Origin of the sequence: Streptococcus suis (assembly GCF_002960625.1) — a bacterium.
Taxonomy (GTDB): Bacteria; Bacillota; Bacilli; order Lactobacillales; family Streptococcaceae; genus Streptococcus; species Streptococcus suis_T.
Genome location: NZ_POJH01000030.1, coordinates 153,339 through 177,954, shown reverse-complemented (window position 1 = coordinate 177,954; position 24,616 = coordinate 153,339). Strand labels below are relative to the sequence as shown.

At 43.2% G+C, this 24,616-nt stretch carries 23 protein-coding genes, 1 other RNA gene and 1 pseudogene; 5 read left to right on the top strand and 20 right to left on the bottom strand.

All coding sequences use genetic code 11. From position 1 onward, the window contains the following. Positions 1–110 precede the first annotated feature (110 nt). The 3 genes and pseudogenes from C1G49_RS06840 to C1G49_RS06830 form a co-directional block, all read right to left on the bottom strand. Positions 111–515 (bottom strand): annotated as a pseudogene (locus tag C1G49_RS06840) (virulence RhuM family protein); the annotation flags it as partial. A gap of 18 nt (positions 516–533) precedes the next feature. Then, the gene (locus C1G49_RS11175) at positions 534–986 is read right to left on the bottom strand and encodes a hypothetical protein (RefSeq protein ID WP_105125094.1); all 453 of its coding nucleotides are present in this window, start codon (positions 984–986) and stop codon (positions 534–536) included. A 277-nt stretch (positions 987–1,263) separates the two neighbouring features. After that, positions 1,264–1,623, bottom strand: coding sequence for a YbaN family protein (locus C1G49_RS06830; protein ID WP_024397964.1), 360 nt, complete (start codon positions 1,621–1,623; stop codon positions 1,264–1,266). 126 nt (positions 1,624–1,749) lie between these two features. On the opposite strand from C1G49_RS06830, the gene C1G49_RS06825 reads away from it, so the two are divergent. The 3 genes from C1G49_RS06825 to C1G49_RS06815 all read left to right on the top strand — a co-directional run bounded on the left by C1G49_RS06825 (position 1,750) and on the right by C1G49_RS06815 (position 4,477). Further along, on the top strand, positions 1,750–2,352 hold the full coding sequence (locus tag C1G49_RS06825) for an NADPH-dependent FMN reductase (protein WP_105125093.1): 603 nt from the start codon (positions 1,750–1,752) through the stop codon (positions 2,350–2,352). Between the two features lie 14 nt (positions 2,353–2,366). Then, complete coding sequence (locus C1G49_RS06820) at positions 2,367–3,602, top strand: NAD(P)H-dependent oxidoreductase (RefSeq protein ID WP_105125092.1); 1,236 nt, start codon at positions 2,367–2,369, stop codon at positions 3,600–3,602. An 80-nt stretch (positions 3,603–3,682) separates the two neighbouring features. After that, positions 3,683–4,477, top strand: coding sequence for a formate/nitrite transporter family protein (locus C1G49_RS06815; protein WP_105125091.1), 795 nt, complete (start codon positions 3,683–3,685; stop codon positions 4,475–4,477). A gap of 82 nt (positions 4,478–4,559) precedes the next feature. Here the strand turns inward: C1G49_RS06815 and C1G49_RS06810 are convergent, their stop codons facing one another. From C1G49_RS06810 to C1G49_RS06800, 3 genes are read right to left on the bottom strand one after another with little or no spacing between them, the layout of a single operon-like run. After that, the gene (locus tag C1G49_RS06810) at positions 4,560–6,344 is read right to left on the bottom strand and encodes an ABC transporter ATP-binding protein (protein WP_105125090.1); all 1,785 of its coding nucleotides are present in this window, start codon (positions 6,342–6,344) and stop codon (positions 4,560–4,562) included. Continuing rightward, on the bottom strand, positions 6,345–8,051 hold the full coding sequence (locus C1G49_RS06805) for an ABC transporter ATP-binding protein (RefSeq protein WP_105125089.1): 1,707 nt from the start codon (positions 8,049–8,051) through the stop codon (positions 6,345–6,347). Then, entirely contained in the window at positions 8,044–8,493 is a 450-nt protein-coding gene (locus C1G49_RS06800) for a MarR family winged helix-turn-helix transcriptional regulator (protein ID WP_105118673.1), read from the bottom strand. Before C1G49_RS06800 ends, C1G49_RS06805 begins: the two co-directional genes overlap by 8 nt. Positions 8,494–8,717: 224 nt before the next feature. Between C1G49_RS06800 and C1G49_RS06795 the strand changes: the two genes are divergently transcribed. Both C1G49_RS06795 and galU read left to right on the top strand, forming a co-directional pair. Beyond that, positions 8,718–9,734 carry an NAD(P)H-dependent glycerol-3-phosphate dehydrogenase gene (locus tag C1G49_RS06795; RefSeq protein ID WP_105125088.1) on the top strand — a complete coding sequence of 339 codons (1,017 nt, stop codon included), beginning with the start codon at positions 8,718–8,720 and terminating at the stop codon, positions 9,732–9,734. Positions 9,735–9,771: 37 nt separating this feature from the next. Then, positions 9,772–10,677, top strand: a complete 906-nt coding sequence (gene galU, locus C1G49_RS06790) for a UTP--glucose-1-phosphate uridylyltransferase GalU (RefSeq protein ID WP_105125087.1) — start codon at positions 9,772–9,774, stop codon at positions 10,675–10,677. A 27-nt stretch (positions 10,678–10,704) separates the two neighbouring features. Here galU and C1G49_RS06785 read toward each other — a convergent pair whose 3' ends face one another. From C1G49_RS06785 to C1G49_RS06720, 14 genes are all read right to left on the bottom strand, one after another. Continuing rightward, positions 10,705–11,382, bottom strand: a complete 678-nt coding sequence (locus C1G49_RS06785; RefSeq protein ID WP_105125086.1) for a rhomboid family intramembrane serine protease — start codon at positions 11,380–11,382, stop codon at positions 10,705–10,707. Beyond that, positions 11,366–11,908 carry a 5-formyltetrahydrofolate cyclo-ligase gene (locus tag C1G49_RS06780; protein WP_105125085.1) on the bottom strand — a complete coding sequence of 181 codons (543 nt, stop codon included), beginning with the start codon at positions 11,906–11,908 and terminating at the stop codon, positions 11,366–11,368. Before C1G49_RS06780 ends, C1G49_RS06785 begins: the two co-directional genes overlap by 17 nt. Before the next feature lie 40 nt (positions 11,909–11,948). Then, a complete protein-coding gene (locus tag C1G49_RS06775; RefSeq protein ID WP_105125084.1) occupies positions 11,949–13,076 on the bottom strand; it encodes an N-acetyldiaminopimelate deacetylase in 1,128 nt (375 codons plus the stop codon). Between the two features lie 9 nt (positions 13,077–13,085). After that, positions 13,086–13,784, bottom strand: coding sequence for a 2,3,4,5-tetrahydropyridine-2,6-dicarboxylate N-acetyltransferase (gene dapD / locus C1G49_RS06770; protein ID WP_105125083.1), 699 nt, complete (start codon positions 13,782–13,784; stop codon positions 13,086–13,088). Positions 13,785–13,891: 107 nt separating this feature from the next. Continuing rightward, positions 13,892–14,731, bottom strand: coding sequence for a hypothetical protein (locus C1G49_RS06765; RefSeq protein ID WP_105125082.1), 840 nt, complete (start codon positions 14,729–14,731; stop codon positions 13,892–13,894). Between the two features lie 105 nt (positions 14,732–14,836). After that, on the bottom strand, positions 14,837–15,577 hold the full coding sequence (locus C1G49_RS06760) for a metallophosphoesterase (RefSeq protein ID WP_105125081.1): 741 nt from the start codon (positions 15,575–15,577) through the stop codon (positions 14,837–14,839). A 69-nt stretch (positions 15,578–15,646) separates the two neighbouring features. Beyond that, positions 15,647–16,996: a glucose-6-phosphate isomerase gene (locus C1G49_RS06755; protein WP_105118615.1), complete on the bottom strand. Its 1,350-nt coding sequence runs from the start codon at positions 16,994–16,996 to the stop codon at positions 15,647–15,649. An 81-nt stretch (positions 16,997–17,077) separates the two neighbouring features. Then, a complete protein-coding gene (locus C1G49_RS06750) occupies positions 17,078–17,620 on the bottom strand; it encodes a hypothetical protein (protein WP_105125080.1) in 543 nt (180 codons plus the stop codon). Positions 17,621–17,832: 212 nt separating this feature from the next. Then, positions 17,833–17,928: signal recognition particle sRNA small type (gene ffs, locus C1G49_RS06745), an RNA gene on the bottom strand. Positions 17,929–17,969: 41 nt separating this feature from the next. Then, positions 17,970–18,491, bottom strand: a complete 522-nt coding sequence (gene tadA / locus C1G49_RS06740; protein ID WP_105125101.1) for a tRNA adenosine(34) deaminase TadA — start codon at positions 18,489–18,491, stop codon at positions 17,970–17,972. Between the two features lie 353 nt (positions 18,492–18,844). Then, on the bottom strand, positions 18,845–20,815 hold the full coding sequence (gene tkt / locus C1G49_RS06735; protein ID WP_105125079.1) for a transketolase: 1,971 nt from the start codon (positions 20,813–20,815) through the stop codon (positions 18,845–18,847). A 102-nt stretch (positions 20,816–20,917) separates the two neighbouring features. Continuing rightward, positions 20,918–22,009 carry an L-ascorbate 6-phosphate lactonase gene (gene ulaG / locus C1G49_RS06730; RefSeq protein ID WP_024376139.1) on the bottom strand — a complete coding sequence of 364 codons (1,092 nt, stop codon included), beginning with the start codon at positions 22,007–22,009 and terminating at the stop codon, positions 20,918–20,920. Between the two features lie 131 nt (positions 22,010–22,140). Then, positions 22,141–23,829: a BglG family transcription antiterminator gene (locus C1G49_RS06725; RefSeq protein WP_105125078.1), complete on the bottom strand. Its 1,689-nt coding sequence runs from the start codon at positions 23,827–23,829 to the stop codon at positions 22,141–22,143. A 118-nt stretch (positions 23,830–23,947) separates the two neighbouring features. After that, positions 23,948–24,565 carry a phosphate-starvation-inducible PsiE family protein gene (locus tag C1G49_RS06720; RefSeq protein ID WP_024376141.1) on the bottom strand — a complete coding sequence of 206 codons (618 nt, stop codon included), beginning with the start codon at positions 24,563–24,565 and terminating at the stop codon, positions 23,948–23,950. Between the last annotated feature and the right edge of the window lie 51 nt (positions 24,566–24,616).

Genomic DNA, 24,616 nt, shown 5'->3' with positions numbered 1-24,616 from the left:
ACAATTAGATTATAACAGGAAAAAGAAATGGAAGCTCAAAGCCTTGTCAGCCACCAGCATAGCTGGTGGTTTTCTTGTTTTTCTCTACGAGAAAAACTGGCTCGAAGCCATAACAGGTTTTCGCCTTGCTTCAAACGCTCATCATCCATGGCAAAGCCTTTAATCATGTATTCTCGAAGCACAGTCGTTGCCCACTGTCTAAACTTAGTAGCCTTTTGAGAATTGACACGATAACCGACGGAGATGATAGCATCCAGATTGTAATCATCAACCTGCCTGATGACCTCACGAGTCCCCTCTATTTGAACTGTTTCCATTTTGGAAATAACTGAATGCTCATCTAGTTCGCCTTCTTCAAAAATATTTTTCAAATGTTTGCTGATAGCTGGTACACCAACATCAAACAATCTTGCCATTTCCTTCTGACTAGCCCAAATCGTCTCGTCACTGACAATGACACTAGCCTTTTCTTGGTCATTTTCTGCTCGGTAAATTAAAAATTGTAATTCCTTCATATTTGCCTCTTTAATTATTTAGGGCTCACTCCCCTCTACAAATTCATTCGCATTTTTCGTCACAAATGCAAAAAGTGTTGTTAAGGGAAAAGCATACTCGTCATCAAAGCGAGCTGCACGTAGCCACAAGTCTTGGTCAACCTTACGGAGATAGACACTGCGAGGGAAGGTAAATTCGTCTTCCAACTGAGGCGACAGCAGGCAAATGGCTCCGTCTGGTGATTTCCCTTGGGAGAGTATGGCATCTTGACTGACTTCCTGTTCCAACAAGGTCAATCGAAGATAAACTCCCAGATGAGCTGGTGGTAATTGATACCCCATCTCCACGGCTCTCTCCTCTATCTGAGGAGCAGTTGCTTCCCAATCAAATCCCATATCAGCTAGGCTGACAATCTCAACCAAGCACTCTTGCTGCTCCTCCACCACTTGATATGCCGAGTGAGCTAGGTAGGTCTTGAAATAGTCATTCACAAAAACACCCTTGTCATCTAAGTAGGCAGGGATTTCTTCTTTTTTAGGGGAAATAATTCAACTCGAACGCTCTGTCTTTTCATAGGTCTATTATACAGGAAATACAGGGTAAAGCAAAACTCCAACCTAGTGGCTGGGGTTTTCAACTTTATTCAAACACAAACTGGTTGTGGTAGAGTTCAGCCTAGAAGCCGTTGAGCTTGAGGAGCTGGCTATGGTTGCCTTGCTCGATCACTTTTCCATCCTTGAGGACAATGTTCAACCCTCAAATCTGACTTTATTTCTCCGGTATGACCCAAAATAAATAGTAAGTGATGAAGATTGTTAATAGTCCCAGTCCTATTTTGACCAATAAAATAGGAGCCAGCCAGATAGAAATTGCCATGAGTAAGTAAATTTGCCAGATGATTTGCTTTTTTCGTTTGCGGGAAATGGATTTGGTCTCAACGTAATCAGCTACGTAAAATTGATAAATTTTTGTATTGCGTAGCCATTTTTCAAACCTTTTTGAACTTCTCGCAAAGCAAAAACCAGCTAAAAGTAAAAAAGGGGTTGTCGGAACTATCGGCAAAACAATCCCAATGACACCAACCATCAAACTAACAAAACCAAATACTAGATAGAATATTCTCTGCATACTAATATTATACCAAAAAACTCGTGAATTTTTGAACAATTTTATCACATTTTCAGGAAACGCTTGCATTTTATTGGATAAACGGGTATGATAAAGGTACCAAATTTAGGAAAGAGAGAAGACGCTATGAAACTTCTAGGACTGGTCGGAACAAACTCCGCTCGCTCAACCAACCGCAAACTCTTACAGTACATTGAACAACACTTCGCTGATAAGGCAGATATCGAACTGGTTGAAATCAAGGAACTCCCAATCTTCAATAAACCAGCCAATCGAGAATTACCAGAAATTGTCAAAGAATTGGCCGCAAAAATTGAGGCTGCTGACGGAGTTATCATCGGAACTCCCGAATATGACCACTCTATTCCAGCTGTCCTTATGAATGCCCTTGCTTGGGTATCATACGGTGTCTATCCACTATTAAACAAACCAGTTATGATTACTGGTGCTTCTTATGGAACACTTGGTTCCTCTCGTGCCCAACTACAGCTACGTCAAATTCTCAACGCTCCTGAACTCAAGGCCACTGTCTTGCCAGATGAATTTTTATTGTCACATTCCTTGCAGGCCTTTGATGCCAATGGGGAGCTCATTGATTTAGAAACTAGTCAAAAACTGGATGCCATCTTTGATGACTTCCGCCTCTTTGTCACCATGACTAGCAAGCTGTCTAACGCAAAAAAATTACTCCAAAAAGAAGCTGAAAACTTCGATTGGGAAAACCTGTAAGAGAGGAAGATACTATGAAATTTGTCGGAATTGTTGGATCAAATGCAGATCAATCTTATAACCGCATGCTATTGCAATTCATTCAACGCCACTTTAAAGTGAAGTTTGAACTAGAACTTTTGGAAATCAAAGATGTTCCAATGTTCAATCAGGACGAAGACCAGTCTGATTGTTTTGCAATTCAATACCTTTACAACAAAATCACCCGTGCTGACGGGGTCATTATTGCTACCCCTGAGCACAATCATACCATTACCCCTGCCCTTAAGAGTACTCTGGAATGGCTCAGCTTTAATTTACACCCATTCGAAAATAAACCAGTTATGATTATCGGGGCATCTTACTACGATCAAGGAACTTCTCGTGCCCAAGTTCACCTACGGAAAATTTTAGATGCACCAGGTGTCAATGCTTACACACTACCAGGTAATGAATTCCTCCTTGGTAAGGCCAAAGAAGCTTTTGACGATAATGGCAATATCATCAATGAAGGTACCGTGAAATTCTTAGAAAGCTGTCTAGACAACTTTATCAAGTATGTCGGTGTTGTATCCAAATTGAAAAAACCAAAACCAATCGCACCAGAAGATTTGGACTGTGGAAAGCCGATTGCGACGACCATCCACGGCATCGATCCAGATGATCCAGACTGGTTGGAAAAAGCTGCCAAACAGGTCAATGCCGTTGAGGGAAATACCTATGTGAAATTGGACAACGGTCTCCTCACCGTAGACCAACTCAATATGTTCCTCAATGCGATGCCATTTGAATTGACCTATGCAGATGATAATAACCAATTCCTCTACTACAACAACAAGCACCAGGAGCCAAATACCATGTTGGGTAAACGGGTACTTGCTCAAGTAGGAAATCGCCTGTCAACTGTCCACGGTACGCTACCTCCTGCCCGCATGAAGAATGTTGAATGGGTTGTCGGTACCTTGCGTAATGGTAACCAGGAATATGTTCGTACCATTGTACCCGGTACCCCTGCTGAAATTATCAACACCCACAACTACCAAGCTATGTACTATCCTGACGGATCCTACGCTGGTATCAATGAAATTATCTTTAATTTCAAACCATGGCTAGATTGGTATCTTGAAGCTACTGGTCAACGCTTAGTTGGTGGTTCGGGAACTGCCGCAGCTCCTGCACATGTTGACGCAACCTCTGGTGCATCAGATGCTGGTAGTGCCCCTGCTACTTCCACACCGACAGATGCAGATTCTGGTGCATCCGCTCACTAATCGTTCACATATAGTGGGAAGAACTCTTCCCACTATATTTTTCAAACAAAACATTGATCATGATTTCACAAGGAGTTCCTATGTCACCATTTCAAGAAAAAATTTCAGCTGCAGTTTCAAAAAAAGAAGCCCTTTTTGACGAAAGTCTAGGCCGCTATGCCTTGCGTTCTATGTATGCAGGAGCCTACCTGACTATGTCAACAGCTGTCGGTATTATCGGAGCAGACGTTATTGCCAGTCAATTTCCAAGTTTGTCGCGCTTTGTCTTTACCTTCATCTTTGCTATTGGGCTGGTTTTTGTTCTTCTTTTTGGTGGTGAATTAGCCACATCTAACATGATGTATCTCACAACTGGTGCCTACTATAAGCAAATTAGCTGGAAAAAAGTGACACTGATGCTGCTATACTGTACTTTCTTTAACTTTGTAGGCGCTACTATTCTAGCCTGGCTCTTCAATCAGTCCTTCTCCTACCTCAATCTCTCTGATAAGAGCTTTGTCGTCAATGCCGTTACCATCAAACTTGGAAAATCTGACTGGAGTAATTTTATTGAAGGGATCACGGCTAATATGTTTGTAAATATGGCAATCCTTGGCTTCATGCTCATCAAAGAACAGTCTGCTAAGTTCTTTGTCATCATTTCCTCCATTTTTATGTTCGTTTTCCTCATCAATGAGCATCTGGTCGCCAATTTCGCATCATTCATGCTCTTAGCCTTTAATGCTGCTCGTACTAATGTAGATACCTTTACTATAGTAAATATTCTTCGTCAGTGGATTTTTGTTTTCTTTGGAAATTGGCTTGGAGCCGGCCTCTTTATTGGAATTGCTTATGCTTGGCTCAATCAGACCAAAACCAACCACCTTGAACAGTAATGATACTACAAAAACAGCCAAGATAAACCACATCCTAAAAGTTTAAGGATTGTGGCCTGCTTATCTTGGCTGTTATTTTTTACTATTCAAACACAAACTGGTTGTGGTAGAGTTCGGCGTAGAAGCCATTGAGCTTAAGGAGCTGGCTGTGGTTGCCTTGCTCGATTACTTTTCCATCTTTGAGGACGATGATTTCGTCCGCATTGAGAATGGTTTTGAGGCGGTGGGCAATGACGAAGCTGGTCCGTCCTGCGATAATGGCCTCCATGGCTTTTTGAATTTTGGCTTCCGTCACGGTATCAACGTTTGAGGTTGCTTCGTCCAAAATCAAGACTTGTGGATCTGTCAAGAGCGTACGGGCAATGGAAATCAGCTGTTTCTGACCTGTTGAGAAGACATTCTCATCATCGGTCACAAAGGTTTCATAGCCCTCTGGCAAGCTCATGATGAAGTCGTGGATATGGGTGGCACGAGCTGCGGTTTCCACCATTTCCTGCGAAATGCTCTCATCACCGAAGCGAATATTGTCCGCAATAGTACCCGAGAATAGCACTGACTCCTGCAAAACGATACCGACCTTATCCCGCAAGCTATCCAAGTCATATTCCCGAATATCACGACCGTCAAAAGCCACGCTACCACCATTGACATCGTAGAAGCGGTTAATCAAGTTCATAATGGTAGTCTTACCAGACCCTGTCGGACCAACGACCGCCACCATTTTGCCCTTAGGAGCAGAGATAGACACCTTGTCCAAGACCTTCTGGCCTGGTAGGTAGCCAAAGTCAATGTCCTTGATTTCAACACCTTCTTTTAATTCGGTAAATAGCGGAGCGTTTTGAGGGCGAACCTCCTCAGGCTCATCAAACATTTCCTGAATACGATGAGCTCCTGTGAAAGCTAGCTGCAATTCTGCCCAGCTGGCAGCAACCTGCATGATTGGTTGGTAATACTGCTGCGAATACTGAACAAAGGTCACCACCAGACCAAGTGCGGCAGCTGTTTCCAGCGAGCTATCGTTGAGAACAATGCTGGAGCCTGCAAAGATAACAATGGCAGTATTAACCAAGCTCATACCATTCATAAATGGAAAGAGAATCCCACCAAACAAGCGTCCCTTGAAGGTCGTACGGCGAACTTCTTCATTGAGTTCCAAGAAACCATCAATCGTCTCTTCCTGCACACCCTGTACAATAATCGCTTTTTGTCCGGAAATTTTCTCGTCCATGTAGGCATTGAGCTTAGATACCGCAGCCTGTTGCTTATCCGTATATTTCCGTGATAGGCGGATGATAAGGACCAAGGCAATCAAGGCAACTGGCGTAGAAGCAATGGTCACCAAGGCCAAGCGAGTATCCTGACGGAACATCATGATGACCATACCAATATAAAGAGCGATGTTGGTCACCACTTGGGTCAAGGACTGGTTAAAAGCGTTTTGGATGTTGTCCAAATCACTGGTAAAGCGAGAAAGAATATCCCCGTCCTTGTGGCTATCAAAGAAGGCAACTGTCAAACGTTCCAGCTTGCCAAACAAGCCCTTACGCATACGGTTGGTCGAATGAGCCACGATACGCGTAAAGAGGAGGGTGTAAATCAAGGAAGCCACAACCGTCGCCGCATAGGCAAAGAAAAGATTGAGCATAACCCCGTTAAAATCAGCCATGTCAGGCTGAAAGTCAGCCTGACCAGCTTGATTGGCCATAAAGTAAGCCTGCCCGATTTTCCCCATCTCCGCAATGGCATTTCCAAGGAAAACAGGTGTCTTAACCTGCAAATAGGTCGCTGCCACAATGGCTAGAAAAATCACAGCAAAGGACAGTTTATAGCGTTTGAAATAAAACCAGAAAAAACGTAACGTCTTCATCTATTCCTCCCTCCCTTTCTGTGTTTCGTAGATTTCACGGTAAACGTCATTTGTCGCTACCAGCTCGGCGTGGGTACCTTGGCCGATCAGACGACCTTCGTCAAGTACCAAAATCTTATCAGCTTTGACAACAGAAGAAATCTTCTGGGCAACAATGACAGTAGTTGTCCCTTTCAGGTCGTGGTTTAAAGCCTCTTGCACTAACTTCTCAGACTTGGCATCGAGAGCTGAAGTCGAGTCATCCAAGACCAAAACCTTAGGCTCGCCAATCACCCCACGAGCAATGGACATCCGCTGCTTCTGACCACCAGAGAAGTTATTTCCACGTTCTTCTACTTGGCTCTCATAGGTATCATCCAAGCGGTCGATAAATTCTTTGGCTTGGGCAATACCTGCGGCCCGCTCCAAGCGTTGCAAATCAGCACCAGGTGCCCCTTGACGCAGGTTGTCCGCAATGGTTCCCGAGAAGAGAATAGCCTTTTGCAAGACAATCGATACCGTATCACGCAGGGTGTTCTTGCTGACTTCTTTCAAGTCCCGACCACCGATGGATACCGTTCCTTCCTGTGGGTCAAACAAACGTGGGATTAGCTGAGCAAGTGTGGATTTACCCGCACCTGTTGCACCAACCACACCGACCATTTGCCCAGGCTCAATCTCAAATGAGATATTTTTCAAAGTCGGCTCTGTATCATGTGGATAGGTAAAGCTAACATTGTCAAAGACAATCTTACCAGTCAATTCTTCATCCGCCACATCCTTGAAGGTCATAGCAGGCTCCGTATCCAAGACCTCGCTGATCCGCTTAATAGAGATGGCAGCACGAGAAGCCTGCATCCCCATAAAGCTAGTCATGATAATGGCAAACATGATTTGCATGAGGTAGCTCATAAAGGAAGTAAAGCCACCAACTGCCTCCAAGTTGGTTTCCAACATCCCGGACACCAAGTAGAGCGATGCAAAAATCGCCATGTAGGCAATCAACATCATCAGAGGTTGCAAAATAGAAAAACCGTAGCCGATAAAAAGGTTGAGGTCCAAGAGTTCGTTGGATACCTCCTTGAATTTAGCGTATTGATTTTTCTCCTGAACAAAAGACTTGACCACACGGATTCCACGTAGGTTTTCCTTGGCAATACTGTTCATCTTGTCCATGAGGGACTGGAATTTCCCAAAACGTGGTCCCATCTGCCCCATGACAACTGCCATAATGGCCATAATCAAGACCACCATGAGAATAATCATCCACCAGAGTTCTGGCATGGTCCGTACCGCCATAATGAAGGCTCCGATAAAGAGGAGGGGAACCCGTAGCAAGATGGTAAAGAGCATCATGGTCAAGTTTTGAATCTGGGTCACATCGTTGGTCATCCGAACAACCAAGTTCCCCGCATTAAATTCTTCAACGTTAGCATAAGAAAAGCTCTGAATCTTGCGGAAGGTTTGCTCACGAATATCCGCAGATACTCCCTGAGAAATCTTAGCTGCTGAAATGGTATTGACAAGCCCTGCCAAAAGACCAATTCCTGCAATGATCAGCAGTAATTTGCCCACACGAACAATTTCATCCTTGTCATTGGCCAAGACTGCTGTCAAGACATCCTGCAAATAGCTAGGTTGCATCAAGGTCGTTGCTACGACAATTGACGTCAGCAAGACCGATGCTAAGACGTACCATTTATAGCGTAAAATGGCTTCTTTAAACATGTTTCTTCTCCTTATAGTGTTGAATATTTTCTTTTAATTGATCGGCTACTTGTCTAACCAAATCAAATTCTTCTTTTTGAATACCCCAAAATAGAGAATGGTGCATTTCTTCATGGAAGGCTTTCAGGTGACAGATTTTTCCTTGTCCTTTCTCTGTCAAAACCAACTGCTTATAACGTTTATCAACCTGAGAAGGCAGGACTTGGATAAAGCCATTTTTCTCCATTCGCTTGACCAGGTTGCTGGCAACCGATTTGGAAATCTTCAATTCTACTTCTATATCTTTGACAAAGGTTTCAAGGTCTGACCGCTCCGCGATGAAACGCAAGGCCCAGCCCTGTGGACCAGCTAGGTGCTCCACATCGTATTCTTTAGCAATGGTTTCACTGATTTGTTCAATCTGATTGAGCAAGTTCCGAAAATCTGCAATAGTATGTCCCACGATAACTCCTTTCCTAGAATAATTATCATGAGAACTATTATAGTTCTCTTAGAAACTATTGTCAATGATTTCATCTTCAATTTTCTGAAAATGGCGCCAGTTTTCATACTTCCTGCTGGAAGCATTTTTCTTTATCAAAGCAATATTTGACATGACTTGCAAGCTTTTATTTTTTGCTTATGGTATAATAGTAAATAAATTAACTCAACTAGAAAGGATTTTCTATGACCAAACAAACTATTGCTATCTTGGGACCTGGTTCATGGGGGACTGCCCTGGCTCAGGTTCTCAACGATAACGGTCATACTGTCCGCATTTGGGGAAATATTCCCGAACAGATTGACGAAATCAATGAACAGCATACCAATACCCGCTACTTTAAAGATATTGTCTTAGATGAGAATATTAAAGGCTACAAGGATTTGACAGAAACACTAGACGGAGTTGACGCTGTTCTCTTTGTTGTTCCAACCAAGGTGACCCGTCTGGTTGCCAAACAAGTTGCTCAAGCCCTTAAACACAAGGTTGTTGTCATGCACGCTTCCAAAGGGTTGGAACCAGATAGTCACAAACGCTTATCTGAAGTCTTGGAAGAAGAAATTCCTGCAGATCTCCGTTCAGAAATCGTTGTGGTTTCTGGACCAAGCCATGCAGAAGAAACCATCGTCCGTGACTTGACCTTGATTTCTGCAGCTTCAAAAGACTTGGAAACAGCTGGCTATGTGCAAAACCTCTTCAGCAACCATTACTTCCGACTTTACACCAACAACGATGTCATCGGGGTAGAAACAGCTGGTGCTTTGAAAAACATCATCGCTGTTGGTGCTGGAGCCCTTCATGGTCTTGGATTCGGTGACAATGCCAAAGCAGCTATCATTGCCCGTGGCTTAACTGAGATTACCCGCCTTGGAGTTGCCATGGGAGCCAATCCCCTAACCTACAGTGGTCTGTCTGGTGTCGGCGACTTGATTGTTACAGGAACCTCTGTCCACTCACGCAACTGGCGGGCTGGTGATTTGCTTGGTAAAGGGGAAAAACTGGAAGATATCGAAGCCAACATGGGTATGGTTATCGAAGGGATTTCTACTACCAAGGCAGCCTACGAATTAGCACAAGAATTGGGCGTTTATATGCCAATCACTCAAGCCATCTACAGCGTCATTTACCAAGGAACTAGCATCCAGGACGCTATCAAAGATATCATGTCCGGCGAATTCCGCCATGAGAATGAATGGTCTTAATAAAATAGTTATTATACAAATATAAGGAGATTGCACCATGACAAAAAAAGTTAGAAAAGCCGTTATTCCTGCTGCTGGTTTAGGAACCCGTTTCCTTCCAGCAACTAAGGCCCTTGCCAAGGAAATGTTACCGATTGTGGATAAACCAACCCTTCAATTTATCTTTGAAGAAGCTCTCCGTTCTGGTATCGAAGATATCTTGGTCGTAACCAACAAGGCAAAACGTTCTATCGAAGACCACTTTGACTCAAACTTTGAATTAGAGCACAACCTTCGCGAAAAAGGAAAAGATGATCTTTTGAAATTGGTTGATGATGCAACAGCCATTCGCCTACACTTTATTCGTCAAAGCTATCCAAAAGGGTTGGGTGACGCAGTCTTGCAGGCTAAGGCCTTTGTTGGAAATGAGCCGTTCGTTGTTATGCTGGGCGATGACCTCATGGACATCACAGACGATACCGTTAAACCAATCACTAAACAACTGATTGAGGACTACGAAGCGACCCATGCGTCAACACTTGCAGTTATGCCAGTCCCTCATGAAGAAGTTTCTTCATATGGCGTCATTGCACCACACGGTGAAGGTATCAATGGACTATATAGTGTGGATACCTTTGTAGAAAAACCAAAACCAGAAGATGCGCCGTCTGACTTAGCCATTATCGGTCGCTACTTGTTGACGCCTGAAATTTTTGATATTTTGGAAAATCAAGAAGCTGGTGCGGGCAACGAAATCCAGCTAACAGATGCCATTGACACCCTCAACAAAACCCAGCGTGTATTTGCTCGTGAATTCACAGGAAAACGGTACGATGTCGGAGATAAATTTGGCTTTATGAAAACATCGATTGACTACGCCTTGACCCATCCGCAGGTTAAAGATGATGTTAAAGATTATATCATTGAACTTGCTAAACAGTTACAAACTGAAGAAGAAAAGTAAAAAACTAGCAACCGCTAGTTTTTTTACTTATATCACATAAAATATCCCTAATAATACGGCAATCAAGCCCCAATATCCAATGAAACTGTAGAAAATCTGTTTTCCTGTAAAGAGATTTTTTTCCATAAGAGGCGGAAGGAACATCACAACCAAACAACCTCCAACAGCTCCTCCAATATGCCCTGCCATGCTAATGATTGGATTAAAAAGTCCCAAAACCAAGTTCAACCCCAAAAGAACCATGTAGCGTTGACCAAGAACTTGCAGATAGGGACTGCGGCTAAATTTCCTCAAGAGTGCCATAGCTGCAAAAAGACCAAAGAGCGAGGTCGATGCACCTGCACCAACTACATCTGGTGTAAAGAAGAGTACGAAGAGATTTCCTATTATCCCAGACAAGATATACAGCAGGAAGAAGCGCCGTGCTCCAAATAGTCCTTCTAATTGATAACCCAAACCAAGCAAGGTAATGCTGTTAAAGATAAAATGTTCCCAACCAATGTGGACAAAGATGGGGGACACCAATCGCCACAGCTGAGTTGGATCATACCGCACTACTTGACCATACATGCCACCAAACTCAAAAATCGTATAGGCTGCAGTGGTCTGCCCAAATCGAAATACCTGTATCAATAGGAAAACAAGAGCCGTAACCGCCAACAAGGCATTGGTCACAGGGTAACGCTTATCAAAAAAGTTCTTCAAAAATCAACAACTCCTTTACTGGAATATCAAATAGATCTGGTTCGAAATCATAGACTTGAAAGTATGCCAAGGTCGATACCGTTTTCCCCTGATAATCTACTAGGTAGCGATCATAAAAACCACCACCATAGCCCACTCGAAAACCCGCATGGTTCCAAGCTAAACCGGGCACATGGATCAACTTAACCACAGACTTATCCACAGGTTGTGAATAAGTCCCAGGTTCCCAAACTCCAAACCTAGATTTCACCAAATCATCAGGATTATATTCTACAAAATCCATGCGCCCTTGTGAATAGGTCTTAGGGATGAAAATCTGCTTGCCATCCTTTTGAGCCTGCTCAATTAGGTAAGAAGTATCAAACTCATGGGGCATGGAAAGGTAGGTCCCAAGCGACTTTGCGCCCTGATAAGTATCAGAAGCAAGGAGGCGTTCCGTTAGCTGCTGGCTCCATCTGGCTCGCTGGCTACTAGTCAATCCTTTCAAGCTCTGCAGAACTTCTTTCCGTATACTCACTTTATCCACAGAAACTCCTTTCTTTCAGAAAAAGACTGGAAAAACCAGTCTATCTTGCTTTCATTTTCAAAAAATCACTCAACTTATCCACAGCAAAGGGAAGCACTTCCTCCTTGGGACTAAGGCGAGGATTGTGGAGGGGATAAGGCGTATCCACACCCAGCCAGAACATAACACCTGGTACCTTTTGTAGTAAATAGCCAAAGTCCTCACCCGTCATAGCAGGTGGGCATTCAATCATGTCCACACCGTCAACACCATCAAAGTAGGTCATCAGTTCATCTGCCAGCTGGGGATTGTTCTCCACAGGCAAGTAACCGCTAGGATTGAGCTCGATGTCCAGGTCCACTCCAAAGGACAGGGCGATTCCTTCTGCCACTTCCCGCACCCGCTTTTGCACCAGAAGACTCATGCTCTGGGTCAAAGCCCGAATGGTGCCATGCAAGGAGGCTGTTTCAGCAATAACATTATTAGTCGTACCCGCATGCATGGAGCCAAAGGTCACCACTGCCCCCTCGATGGGATCGACATTGCGGCTGACCACCGACTGAACCTGGGTCACAAAGTAGCTAGCTGCCACCAAGGCGTCATTGGCGGTATGGGGAAATGCTGCGTGCCCACCCTTTCCTGTAAACCGTATCTTGACTTCACAGGTCCCAGCAAAAAGGGTCGCACGGTTGGTGGCCATTTGACCGACTTTGAGGTCTGGTCGGACATGGAGCCCATAAAATTCATCTGGTAACCAATCTCCAAAAGCTCCCGCTTCATACATGAGCATGCCACCTGCTAAATTTTCCTCCGCAGGCTGAAAGAGGAAGAGAAGGTTGTTTCTTGGTTGCTGCTCTACCATTTTCTCCAAAAGCCCCAAGGCAATGGTCATGTGGAAATCATGTCCACAGGCGTGCATACGATCTGAATGGAGGGACTTGAAGTCCAGGCCCGTCTCCTCCACGATCGGTAGGCCGTCAATATCCGCCCGCCAGCCAACCGTCTTTTCAGGAGCGGTCCCTGTCAGATAGACCAAAATCCCAGTCTTCCAAGTGCGGACTTGGGCAAAAGTACAATCTTGCAGTAAACCTTCAATAGTTTCCATAAGAAAGGCGTGGGTCTTGAACTCCTCCATGCCCAGCTCTGGAATCTGGTGGAGGGCCCGGCGTGTCGCGATTAAATCTAGCATAGCTACCTCTTAAAGTGTCCGCAAAGCCTCTTCCAAGGCTGTTTTTTGTTGGGTTTGGGCGTCGATTTCCTTGATGATGCGGGCTGGTACACCTGCCACCACGACGTTTTCAGGGACGTCTTGAGTTACAATAGCACCGGCTGCCACTACAGAGCCGCTACCGATTTGCACACCCTCGATGACAACAGCATTGGCACCTACCAAGACATTGTCACCAACACGCACTGGCTCGGCAGAAGCTGGCTCGATAACACCTGCAAGGACCGCACCAGCACCAATGTGGCTGTTTTTCCCAACAGTCGCACGACCGCCCAAAATCGCACCCATGTCGATCATGGTACCTGGACCGATTTCCGCACCGATGTTGATCACCGCTCCCATCATGATAACAGCATTGTCGCCGATGGTCACTTGGTCACGAATAATGGCACCTGGCTCGATACGAGCGTTAATGTTACGTTTGTCAAGCAAAGGCACAGCTGAATTGCGGCCGTCTTGTTCTACAACGTAGTCCACATTTTCAGTCAAGTTTGCCAAGAGTGGCTCAACGTCCTTCCAGTCACCGAAGAGGACATTGCCTAGTTTTGTCACCTCAACAGGAACAGCTCCTGCCAATTCTCCTTCAAAGGTCACTTTAACAGTGGTCTTTTTCACAGCATTACCGATAAAAGCAATGATTTCTTGTGCAGTCATTTTTTGTGCAGTCATAATGTTTCCAATCTAAAAATAATATTTTTTCTATTATATCAAAATTTTCTGAAAATTTGGGAAGAAATGCAAAAAAATGAAAAAGCCCCAACACTGGGGCTATCACTTTAATCAATCACTGTCTTTTCTAGAGTAAAACTAATTGGAATTGTAGCAATAACATCATAGTCATCATTCATAATTTCAAGAACAATATTGACGGTTGCTCCTTCTTTTAACAAACCGTCCGAGTCACGCATAGTTGCTTCTTTCCATTGACCACTAGAAAGTTCTGCATAAGATAAATCACTTAAACCATAACTTGAAATCACTTGTCTATTGACATCTATGGATTCAATTGTTGATTGAATAGGTATCGAACTATTATTTGTTAGTTTAAATGTATAATAGTTTGTCTGTTCTAATTTTATACCATTTTGGTCATATAAAACTTTTGGTTGGTAATCACTTCCTAGATAGTCTTCATACAGTCCAACTGCCATGTATGGAATTGTAATCTCTGCACCAAATGTTGATTCATAGGTATATCTGCCACTAGTATAACCATAAAGTGTAACATAATCATTTTCTGAAATGGTATCAGTTACCTGAGAGTCATCAATCAGTGCAAGAATCATATTGTCATAATTTCCCTCAAACGCTAATCTAACGATAGTATCACCATCATCATACATAGCTTGAACAATCTTACCTGATACTTTAACCTTTTTCCCATTTTCCATCAAATCATGATTCCAAGTATCATAATCAGATAAAGTAAGATTAGAATAATTATCTTTGTTGGAATCAAACTCAGCGGTGCTTGTATAACTTGAAGAAGCAGTAGCATCCTCAGAGGAAGTTGAACTAGTGGACTCCACTCCTACTGAATTACTCGAACCACTCGTACATGCTACCAAGCTAAAAAAAGAAAGAACAGCAATACTTATTAATGTTAGTTTTTTCATATAATCCTCCAAAAAATTGTGTACAACACCATTATATATATATGCGTTGTCAAGTAGAAAAACAAAAAAATTAGAAGTTCTACCTCCTAATTTTCATCTATTATTTTAATCTTCAATTTCTTTTCTCGGATTGACAGCTCCAACGATGTAATCTTGAACTAAACCTGTGTCATTTAGTACAATTCCGTGGAGAACTCCGCCGTAAACAGCTCCACCATCAATCCCCATTTTCCCATCTGAACTGGTCCAGATTTGGCTAATGCGGAGCTTTGTTTGATAGAGGTTATAAACAGGAGTATGCCCAAAGACAATCATTTTCCCTGTGGTATTTTCAGCCTCATGGAAAGGAGTTCTAAGCCAGACTTTATCATGATTGCTGGTTTCGCGCCAGTCCGGTAAGGTCAAGTCCACACCAGCATGTACAAAGATATATCCTTCTGTTTCCAGATGATAGGGACAAGATTTGACAAAATCAATCAGGTCCCCATATTGTTCCATCACTGCATTAGCATCTACCAATCCATCTACAGGAGCATCCAAGGGACGACCAAGAAGAGAGTTAATCGTCGTATCGCCACCATTTCTCCGATAGTGGTCATAGCGGTCAACCGGATCACGTAACCAGGCCAGAAACATCCGTTCATGATTGCCCGTTAAGCAAATCGCACCCTTTTCCCTCACCAAGCTCCAGACCAATTCCAAACAGGCTTTGGAATTTTCTCCGCGATCAATCAAATCACCTAGAAAAATCAGCTGTTGTCGCTTCTCGTTCCATTTCTTTAAAATATCAAGCAGGAGTTCAAACTTTCCATGGACATCTCCAACTACAAAAAATTCTTTTTTCATAAAATTTATTGTACCACAATTGGAAAGTAAAGAAAAACAACTGACCGTTTCCGATCAGTTTTGATTTTCTTACAAACGTGCGTTCAATTCTGCACCGAGTTCTTCAAATCCTGGTTTGCCAAGAAGAGCGAACATATTTTTCTTGTAGGCTTCTACACCTGGTTGGTCAAATGGGTTAATCGCATTGAGGTAACCAGAGATCGCAATTGCCAACTCGAAGAAGTAGAAGGTGTAACCAAGTGTGAACTCATCTTGTTGTGGAAGAGTGACAAACATGTTTGGTACGCCACCATCTGTGTGGGCAAGAAGTACGCCGTCCGTTGCTTTTTTGTTTACAAAGTCAACGTCTTTTCCTTGCAAGTAGCCAAGACCGTCAAGGTCTTCTGCCATGTCAGGAATGAGGATATTTTTTCTTGGTTTGTCAACACGAACTACTGTTTCAAAGATATTGCGGTTTCCTTCTTGGATAAATTGTCCAAGTGAGTGCAAGTCTGTTGAGAAGTTAGCAGATGTTGGGTTGATACCTTTTTGGTCCTTACCTTCTGACTCACCAGCCAATTGTTTCCACCATTCGCTGAAGTATTGGAGTGATGGCTCATAGTTTGCCAAGATTTCTGTTACATATCCTTTTCTGTAAAGAATGTTACGAACAGCTGCATATTGGTAAGCTTCATTCTCAGCAATCTTATCTGATGTGTAAGTCTTACGAGCTGCGTTTGCACCTTCCATCAGGGCATCAATATCTGCACCAGCTGCTGCGATTGGCAAAAGACCAACTGCTGTCAAGACAGAGAAACGACCGCCGACATCATCTGGAACTACAAAAGTTTCCCAACCATTTGCGTCCGCTTCAACCTTAACTGCACCTTTTGCCTTGTCAGTTGTCGCATAGATACGCTTGTTGGCTTCTTCTTGACCGTATTTCTTCACAAGCAATTCTTTGAAGACGCGGAAAGCAATCGCAGGCTCGGTTGTTGTACCTGATTTTGAAATCACGTTAACTGAGAAGTCCTTATCTGCCACGTAGTCCACCAAGTCAGCAAGGTAGCTTGATGAGATTGAGTTTCCAGCGTAAAGGATTTGTGGAGCTTTACGCTCTTCACGTGTTTGCAAGTTTACAAAGGCATTGCTCAAGAAATCAATAGCTGCTTTAGCACCGAGGTAAGAACCACCGATACCGATAACCACCAAAACTTCACTTTCATTTTGGATCTTAGCTGCAGCTTCCTTGATACGGGCAAACTCTTCTTTGTCGTAGTTTTCTGGCAAATCCAACCAGCCGATAAAATCGCTACCAGGACCTGTTCCTTGACGGAGCATTTGGTCAGCTAGGGTAACTTGTGGTTGCATGTAATCAACTTCTTGAGCACCGACAAATTGGCCCAAGACTTTTGAATAATCAAATGTAATATGTGTCATGTCATTCCTCCATTTATGTACCATAATATGATAACGCTTTATCATGTTTTTTTCAAGGAATTTATCAATTTTCATTTATTTTCATAAAACCGTGCTTGTTCGCATGTTATTTTCTGAAAATTGTTTGTAATTTACCCTTGCATAATAGTCTTCCAAGTACTCCCCGCTTTGTGTCACAGTTATCAATTCTGGACATAGCTTAGACAGTAAATAAAGTGGCAACAAACTGAGATACCAAATAGTCATCACTTCAAAAATGAATTTATTATTATTTCCTCGATGAATATAGCGTTGTTTGTACTCCGCTTTTAGACGAGGATGGGGAATATAGATATGGAAAGGAATGCCCTGAGAAACAATGACCGTCAGTACCATCCTCACCAAAAAATTGAGGGCTACAAGGACCGTCTTTCCCTCTTCGTGTAAGGCATAGGCCTTGTTCACATATACATTTTTATAGTTCTTATCTTTAATGGGACGGGGAGTGGATTTCCGTTCTTCCTTGGTCAAATGTCTGACGCTGCTATTATCATACTTAATATCAGACATCTCTAAATCGACTACATGAGCATATTCCTTGGCCAGGGTCGTTTTCCCCATACCTGGAAAAGCAAATATAAACATAGGCCTTCCTCCTTTTCCCCTGTAGAATAGCAGAGCTAACAAAAAGTTTTCTTAAGTGGAAGTCTATTTTACTCCTTTTTCCCTATAAATCAATAGAAAATTCCAAAAATCAGTCCCCAGACGGAGATAAGAGTACTCGCTAGGCCAGTAGCCCTTATTTCTAAAAACAAGCAAAAGAAAACTCTCTGAAAGCTTAATTTCAAAGGGTTTTTAGACTATACGCAAAAAGAGCACACACCCGACTTCGCTTAGGGCTGCTGGATTCCTCCCCTGACCCGCTTCACGCACGAATGTTGCTCCACTTATTATTATAACACAAATCAATGAAAGTGCAAGTTTGGACTACAAACTAGCTATCCGAAACTGTCCCTTGCTGAGCTTTCAAGGCCTCTTTTTCAGCCTTTTGCTTTTCTCGCCTCTGTCTGAAAAAATCTTGCATAATCTGAGCGCAAGCTTCTTCTAAGATCCCTGTTTCAACTTCCACACGATGATTGAGGCGCTCATCCGTTAAAATGTCGTATAAGCTACCTGCCGCCCCAAACTTTTGGTTGGCAGCACCGTACACCACTTGAGGAATACGGGCCAAGCCGATAGCACCGCTACACATGACACAGGGTTCAATGGTGACAAAGAGGGTCGTATCCAGCAAACGCCAATTGCCCTCCACTCGATTGGCCTCTTGAATAGCCATCACCTCCGCATGCATAATAGCCTGATTAAGCTCCTCACGGGCATTGTGCCCACGGCCAATAATCTGTCCATCCTTGACAATGACACAGCCAATGGGAATTTCATCCTTGTCCAGCGATTTTTGAGCTTCAGTCAAAGCCTGGTTCATAAAATATTCTTTTTCTTCTTGTGTATAGTTCATAGGATTATTATAACAGAAATAGCGTCTAAACCCGAAACTTTTTCCCAATATCAAAAATACCTTCTCGCTTGGAGAAGGTAGGGGGAGAGCAATGATCAATCGATCGTTCAAAAGATATTATAATATATTATTATTTTGTTGTCAAGAGCTAATTAACAATTTATATGCTATTTGAACCGTCCTATAAATCAGTCTAGATAGGAGTGCTGGATAAAGTAATAGCGAAACCTGGAACACTTTATTCTATATTCCTTCTACTGTCCTTATATGTTATACAAAAATACACAGATTGTTAAGAGAGAGAAATTTTGAAAATAGAAAACAGCCCCGAAGGGCTGTCTGTAAGGTTTCTATTACAATTCTCCAACCAATTTCACTACGTTTTCTACAGTGAAGCCATAGTTGTCGATAACTGTTTGAGCTGGAGCAGAGGCACCGAATGTGTCGATACCGAGAACTTTACCGTCAAGACCGACATACTTGTACCAACTTTGAGTTGCACCCATTTCAATTGCCAAGCGACGACGGATGGCATTTGGTAGGATTTCTTCCTTGTAGGCAGCATCTTGTGCATCGAAGAGTTCAGTTGATGGCACAGAAACCACACGAACTTTTGTACCAGCTGCTTCTAGTTCTTTGGCAGCTTTAACAGCCAAGTTCACTTCTGAACCAGATGCTAGAAGGATCGTATCAAAGCCTGCTGCCTCATAGACAACATAAGCCCCTTTTGCAACCTTGTCAAAGTCTGTTCCTTCTTCAACTGTCAAGTTTTGACGGGTGAGGACAAGGGCTGATGGTGTAGACTTGCTAGTCAATGACAAGTACCAAGCTGCCTGTGTTTCACGCGCATCTGCTGGGCGGAAGACATTAAGGTTTGGCATAGCACGAAGTCCTGCCAAGTGCTCGATCGGCTCGTGAGTTGGTCCATCTTCACCAACTGCGATAGAGTCATGTGTGAAGACATAGGTCACAGGAAGTCCTTGAAGAGCTGACAAACGAACAGCTGCCTTCACATAGTCTGAGAAGACGAAGAAGGTACCACCATAGACACGAAGTCCGCCGTGGGCTGCCATACCATTCAAGATAGTTCCCATGGCAAATTCACGCACACCAAACTGGATATTGCGGTTGAGTGGGTTTGCTGCATCCTGCAAACCATCTTCCTTGATGTAGGTCATGTTTGAGTGAGCCAAGTCAGCTGAACCACCTAAGAAAGTTGGCAATACTTTAGCCGCTGCGTTGAGCGCATCTTGTGATGAGTTACGAGTTGCTTGTGAGAAGCCATTTTCGTAAACCGGGAAGTCTTCTGGCTTGATTTCAACTACGTCACGACCTTCCAAGATAGCTGTTACTTCAGCTGCTAATTCTGGATGTGCTACTTTGTAGTCTTCAACTAATTTCACCCAAGCATCGTAGGCTGCGGCACCGCGATCAGCTACATTGGCTTTGAAGTCCGCATAGACTTCAGCTGGAATTTCAAATGGTGCGTAGTTCCAGTCAAGTGCCTTACGAGTTGCTTCTGCTTCCTCTGGTCCAAGCGGCGCACCATGGACTGCGTTTGTACCTTGTTTGTTTGGTGAACCGTGACCGATGACAGTCTTGATTTCGATAAGAGATGGCTTACCAGCTGCCTTTGCCTTTTCAATAGCAGCAAAAATTGCATCCACATCTGTTCCGTCTGTTACGATATCTGTGTGCCAGCCATAGGCATTGTAGCGAGCACGCACATCTTCTGTGAAGGAATCTTTTGTTTCACCGTCCAAGTTGATGTCGTTTGAATCATACAAAACGATGAGTTTTTCTAGTTTTTGAAGTCCAGCGTAAGAAGCCGCTTCTGCAGAAACACCTTCCATGAGGTCCCCATCACCGCAGATTACATAAGTATAGTGGTCAAAGATTGGGAAACCATCGCGGTTGTACTTAGCCGCAAGGAAACGCTCAGCTTGAGCAAAACCTGTCGCAGTTGAGATACCTTGACCAAGAGGGCCTGTTGTTGCATCTACACCTGCTGTATGACCAAATTCTGGGTGACCTGGTGTTTTTGAACCCCACTGACGGAAGTTTTTGATTTCGTCCATGCTGACATCTTCAAAGCCTGAAAGGTGGAGCAGTCCGTAAAGCAACATAGAACCGTGTCCTGCTGACAAAATAAAGCGGTCGCGGTTGATCCAGTTTGGTTGAGCTGGGTTGATACGGAGCTCTTTAGTAAAGAGGCTATAAGCCATTGGAGCTGCACCCATAACAACACCTGGGTGACCTGATTTTGATTTTTCAATGGCGTCAATACCAAGGAAACGAATTGCATTTACTGAAAGTTGTGACATCTTATTCTCCTTTAATAAAGTCATAGTTCTATTATACCATAAAGCGTTTTCGCTTGTCATTTGCAAAAGGCAGGACTTGCGTCCCGCCCTCGGAGTGATCTATTATAGCAAAGCTTTGAATTGAATGTTTGAATCTTCCAAGAAGCAATCGTCAAAGCCACGTGGGTGATGGTATTCAATGCGGTCCTTATCAAGTGGATAGGTGTACTTGCCACCAACTTCCCAGATGAATGGGTGGAAGTCATATTGCAAGCGTTCTTTGCGCATTTTCCAGAGCTGCAAGATTTCATCTGTTGATGCCATGAAGTTAGACCAGATGTCATAGTGAACAGGGATGATTACCTTAGCACGCAAGTTTTCTGCCATACGGAGAAGGTCGATTGATGTCATCTTGTCTTGGATACCGATTGGGTTGTCACCGTAGTTGTTGATAGCAACATCGATATTGAAGTCACGACCGTGTTTTGCAAAGTAGTTAGAGAAGTGTGAGTCTGCACCGTGGTAGATGGTTCCGCCAGGTGTTTCAAAGACATAATTGACTGCCTTACGAGCCATGAGTTCGTCTGTCACAGGAAGTCCTGCCAGTTTACCACCATTTTCTTCGTAGCCTTCGATTGGAAGAGTTACCAAGCAAGTACGGTCGAAGGATTCTACAGCGTGAACCTTGATGTCTTTAAACTCAAAGCTGTCACCTGGTGCGATACGGATGATGCGGTCTGCTGGAACGCCCCATTTTTCCCAGATGTCGCCACTTTCAACTGGTCCTACAAATTTGACATGGTCCAATTTTGGATTATTGATGATGGCAGCAGCTGTGCTGATGTCCATGTGATCGCTGTGGACGTGTGATACAAGGTAGTAGTCCAATTCATTGATGGCAAATGGATCGATAACCATTGGTTGTACACGCAAGTTTGGTTGCAATTTACGGACACCTGCCATGTTAGCCATTTGGTGACCCCAAACCATATCTTTTACTTTTTTAGTTGACTTACCGCGAGATGACCAAAGGTCCATGACCACGTTCGCACCACCTGGTGTCTTAATCCAAACACCACAGTTACCAAGCCACCACATAGCAAAGTTGCCTTCTGGCACTACTTCTTCTTCAATTTCTTCATTAAGCCAAGTTCCCCACTCTGGGAAAGTTGAAAGAATCCATGATTCTCTTGTAATATCTTGAACTTTAGCCATTTTTCATTCCTCCTATAAGGCTGATTGTATTTCTATGTTTCTAGTATATGCGCAAAAGGTCACAAAAAAAAGACCAAATAAAACACAGGCTTGTGTTCACATTTGGACTTTAAGGCTTAGGCAAGCAAAAATCAGTACAAATCTGTTTCAATATCGCGACTAGATACATTTGACAGCAGTTCATTACTGATGAGCTTTTGCAGTCTGCCTTTGAGTTCTTGGGCTGTCTTGCCATCTGATAAATAGCCAGCCAAGAGCTTATCTAACTCTACTGCAAATCCCTGTTTCTCATCAGACAGGCTACGGTATTTGGCAAAGTGGGTGAGATTGAGTACGTCATCGAAATCCAAGATTGGATGGACCCGTACCAGTGGAAAATCCGTTTCCAACCCCTCACTAGTTGTAATTAAGAAATCTACTTCCAACAAATCTTCAACACTTTTAAATTGCTCCGTAGTAAAAACTGCTCCAATTTTCTTGTCAGGCAAATGATGCTGGCACTGTCTATAGAGCAGGCGTTGAACAGAAACTCCCTCATCACAGATTAGATAGATGTTTTGGCTCTGTACCTTGCGGGTTCCACTTCGGCGAATAGCCCCTCCTAGATGAATAGTCAGATAGGCAATGTCCTCATCTGTCAGCTCAATCTCCCATTCCTCCTCTAATATCTTGCCGGAAATTTGGGTAACAGCAAACAGGGTGCTATATTTTTCCTGGATTTGCTTGACCATTGGATTTTTTGATAAAATTCCATAGGTTTTTCTGAAGAGTAGGGCCTTACAGTGAGCCAAGAGATGTCTAGCTAGTTCCTCTGGATTTTCCAATTCAAAGGAAGAATGCACTTCAAAATGATGAATAAAACGGTCAACCACTCGTTTTAATTCGGCAAAATCCTGACTGGTCACATGAACATCGCTATCCTTCCGATAGGATAGAAGCAAAATGGCAATCAAGGAAACCTCAATATCATCTAGCTCCAAATCAAAACTAGACCACAGTGCCTCCTTAAAATCTTGCGCCACCAGATACTCAATCCGTTCTCGAACCTGTTCAAATTCCTTGAGAATGGCGCGTTCTTCCAAGTCATCCAACTCCATATTGCGATAGCTGAGTAAGAGAAAGGGGAGAACCTTAAGCATAAACTCAATCTCATAACGGTTGATTTTCTTCCCTAATTTCTTCTCTAAATCAGGTACCTGTTTCTGCCAAAAACGAGCCATTTCTTCCGAGAAGAGAATTTGATAACCAACTAAATACGATAATTTCTCTTCAAGGACTTGAAGAAAGCCCTTGTTGGCATCTGAAAAAATGCTATAAAGTAGAGAATGAACATACTGGATTTTGTTCAGGGGATGGCAAACTAAGCTATAGCCTTGGCTCTTGGACACATAGAGGGTCATCTTATACTGCTCCTGTGTCAGTTGCGATCGAATTTCATTGAGGTCATTCAAGACTGTGTTACGAGAAACCTCTGTCAGTTCCATAAGCTTTTCAATGGTTACCCGTTCGGGTGTAATACAAATGTAGACCATCATCAATTGAATACGTTCATCCATATTCATAATGTAGCTATAGGAATCAATGGAATCTAAGAGTTGGCGACAGGCTTGCTTTTGCTCTGCGGACAAACGAATGCCTATCCGAGGTAGACTTTCGATTGGCTCAACATGGTCTGGAAAGGCAGCATTGATTTTTTCTAAATGATAATAGGTTTTTCTACGCGATTGTTGCAATTCCTTGGAAATAGCCATAATGGTTTCTGGCTCTTGGATACCAATCAAATGACGCAATAAGGCACAACTGCTTTTATCTAGTAACACCGTTTTTCCCTCCTCTCTTTCTCTATCTTAACACATTTATGCACCAACTCCTAATAATTATAAAAACTGAGCTTATTCGTGCATCTTCATTCAAAATTGCCTACCCCATCCAAAAAGCTTAGTAGATACTCTTAATAATTTCCACCCGTGTAATCAAATCCCCATGCATATTGTCAATCCGTAGAGCCACATTCTTCAGATAGACACAGGCACCAATGGCAATGGTTTTCTCCTCTTCATTGAGTTTGCGGGTCACAAATTCACGCAGGGTTTCACTGCCTTCACTAGGAATTTTTACCCGTGCAATGATATTGGCAACCCTGACCTTCTGACTGGCCCGCATGATGATGTTGTTGGAATCATCAAACTGGGTAAAGAGGTATTTTCTCACTGCAAATAAGATAGCAACCGACGCAATACCAATCAGGTAATCCATGCTGGAACCATGTTCCACAATCAGTTGACGAGCAATGGCAACCAAGAGCACCTCGATGACAGTACTAGGGGATTGTTTGCAGAGCATTTTGATGAATTCGACCCCGACTGCCAAAGTCATGGCCTTGCTTAAAAAACTCTGGATAAAGTTATCCGCTTGAATACCACCCGTCAGTGAACCAACTAAATCCGCCAACAACAAGCCTGACAGCGCTAGGAGGGCTAATCCTAAAATGGCTGATAAAATCAATTCTAGATAGTAGGCGACCTCTGTCAGACTATCTTGTAAAAACTTTCTCATGTCCTCTCCTTTCAAAAAAAGAGGCTGGACCCAAGCCCAGCAACACTTCTC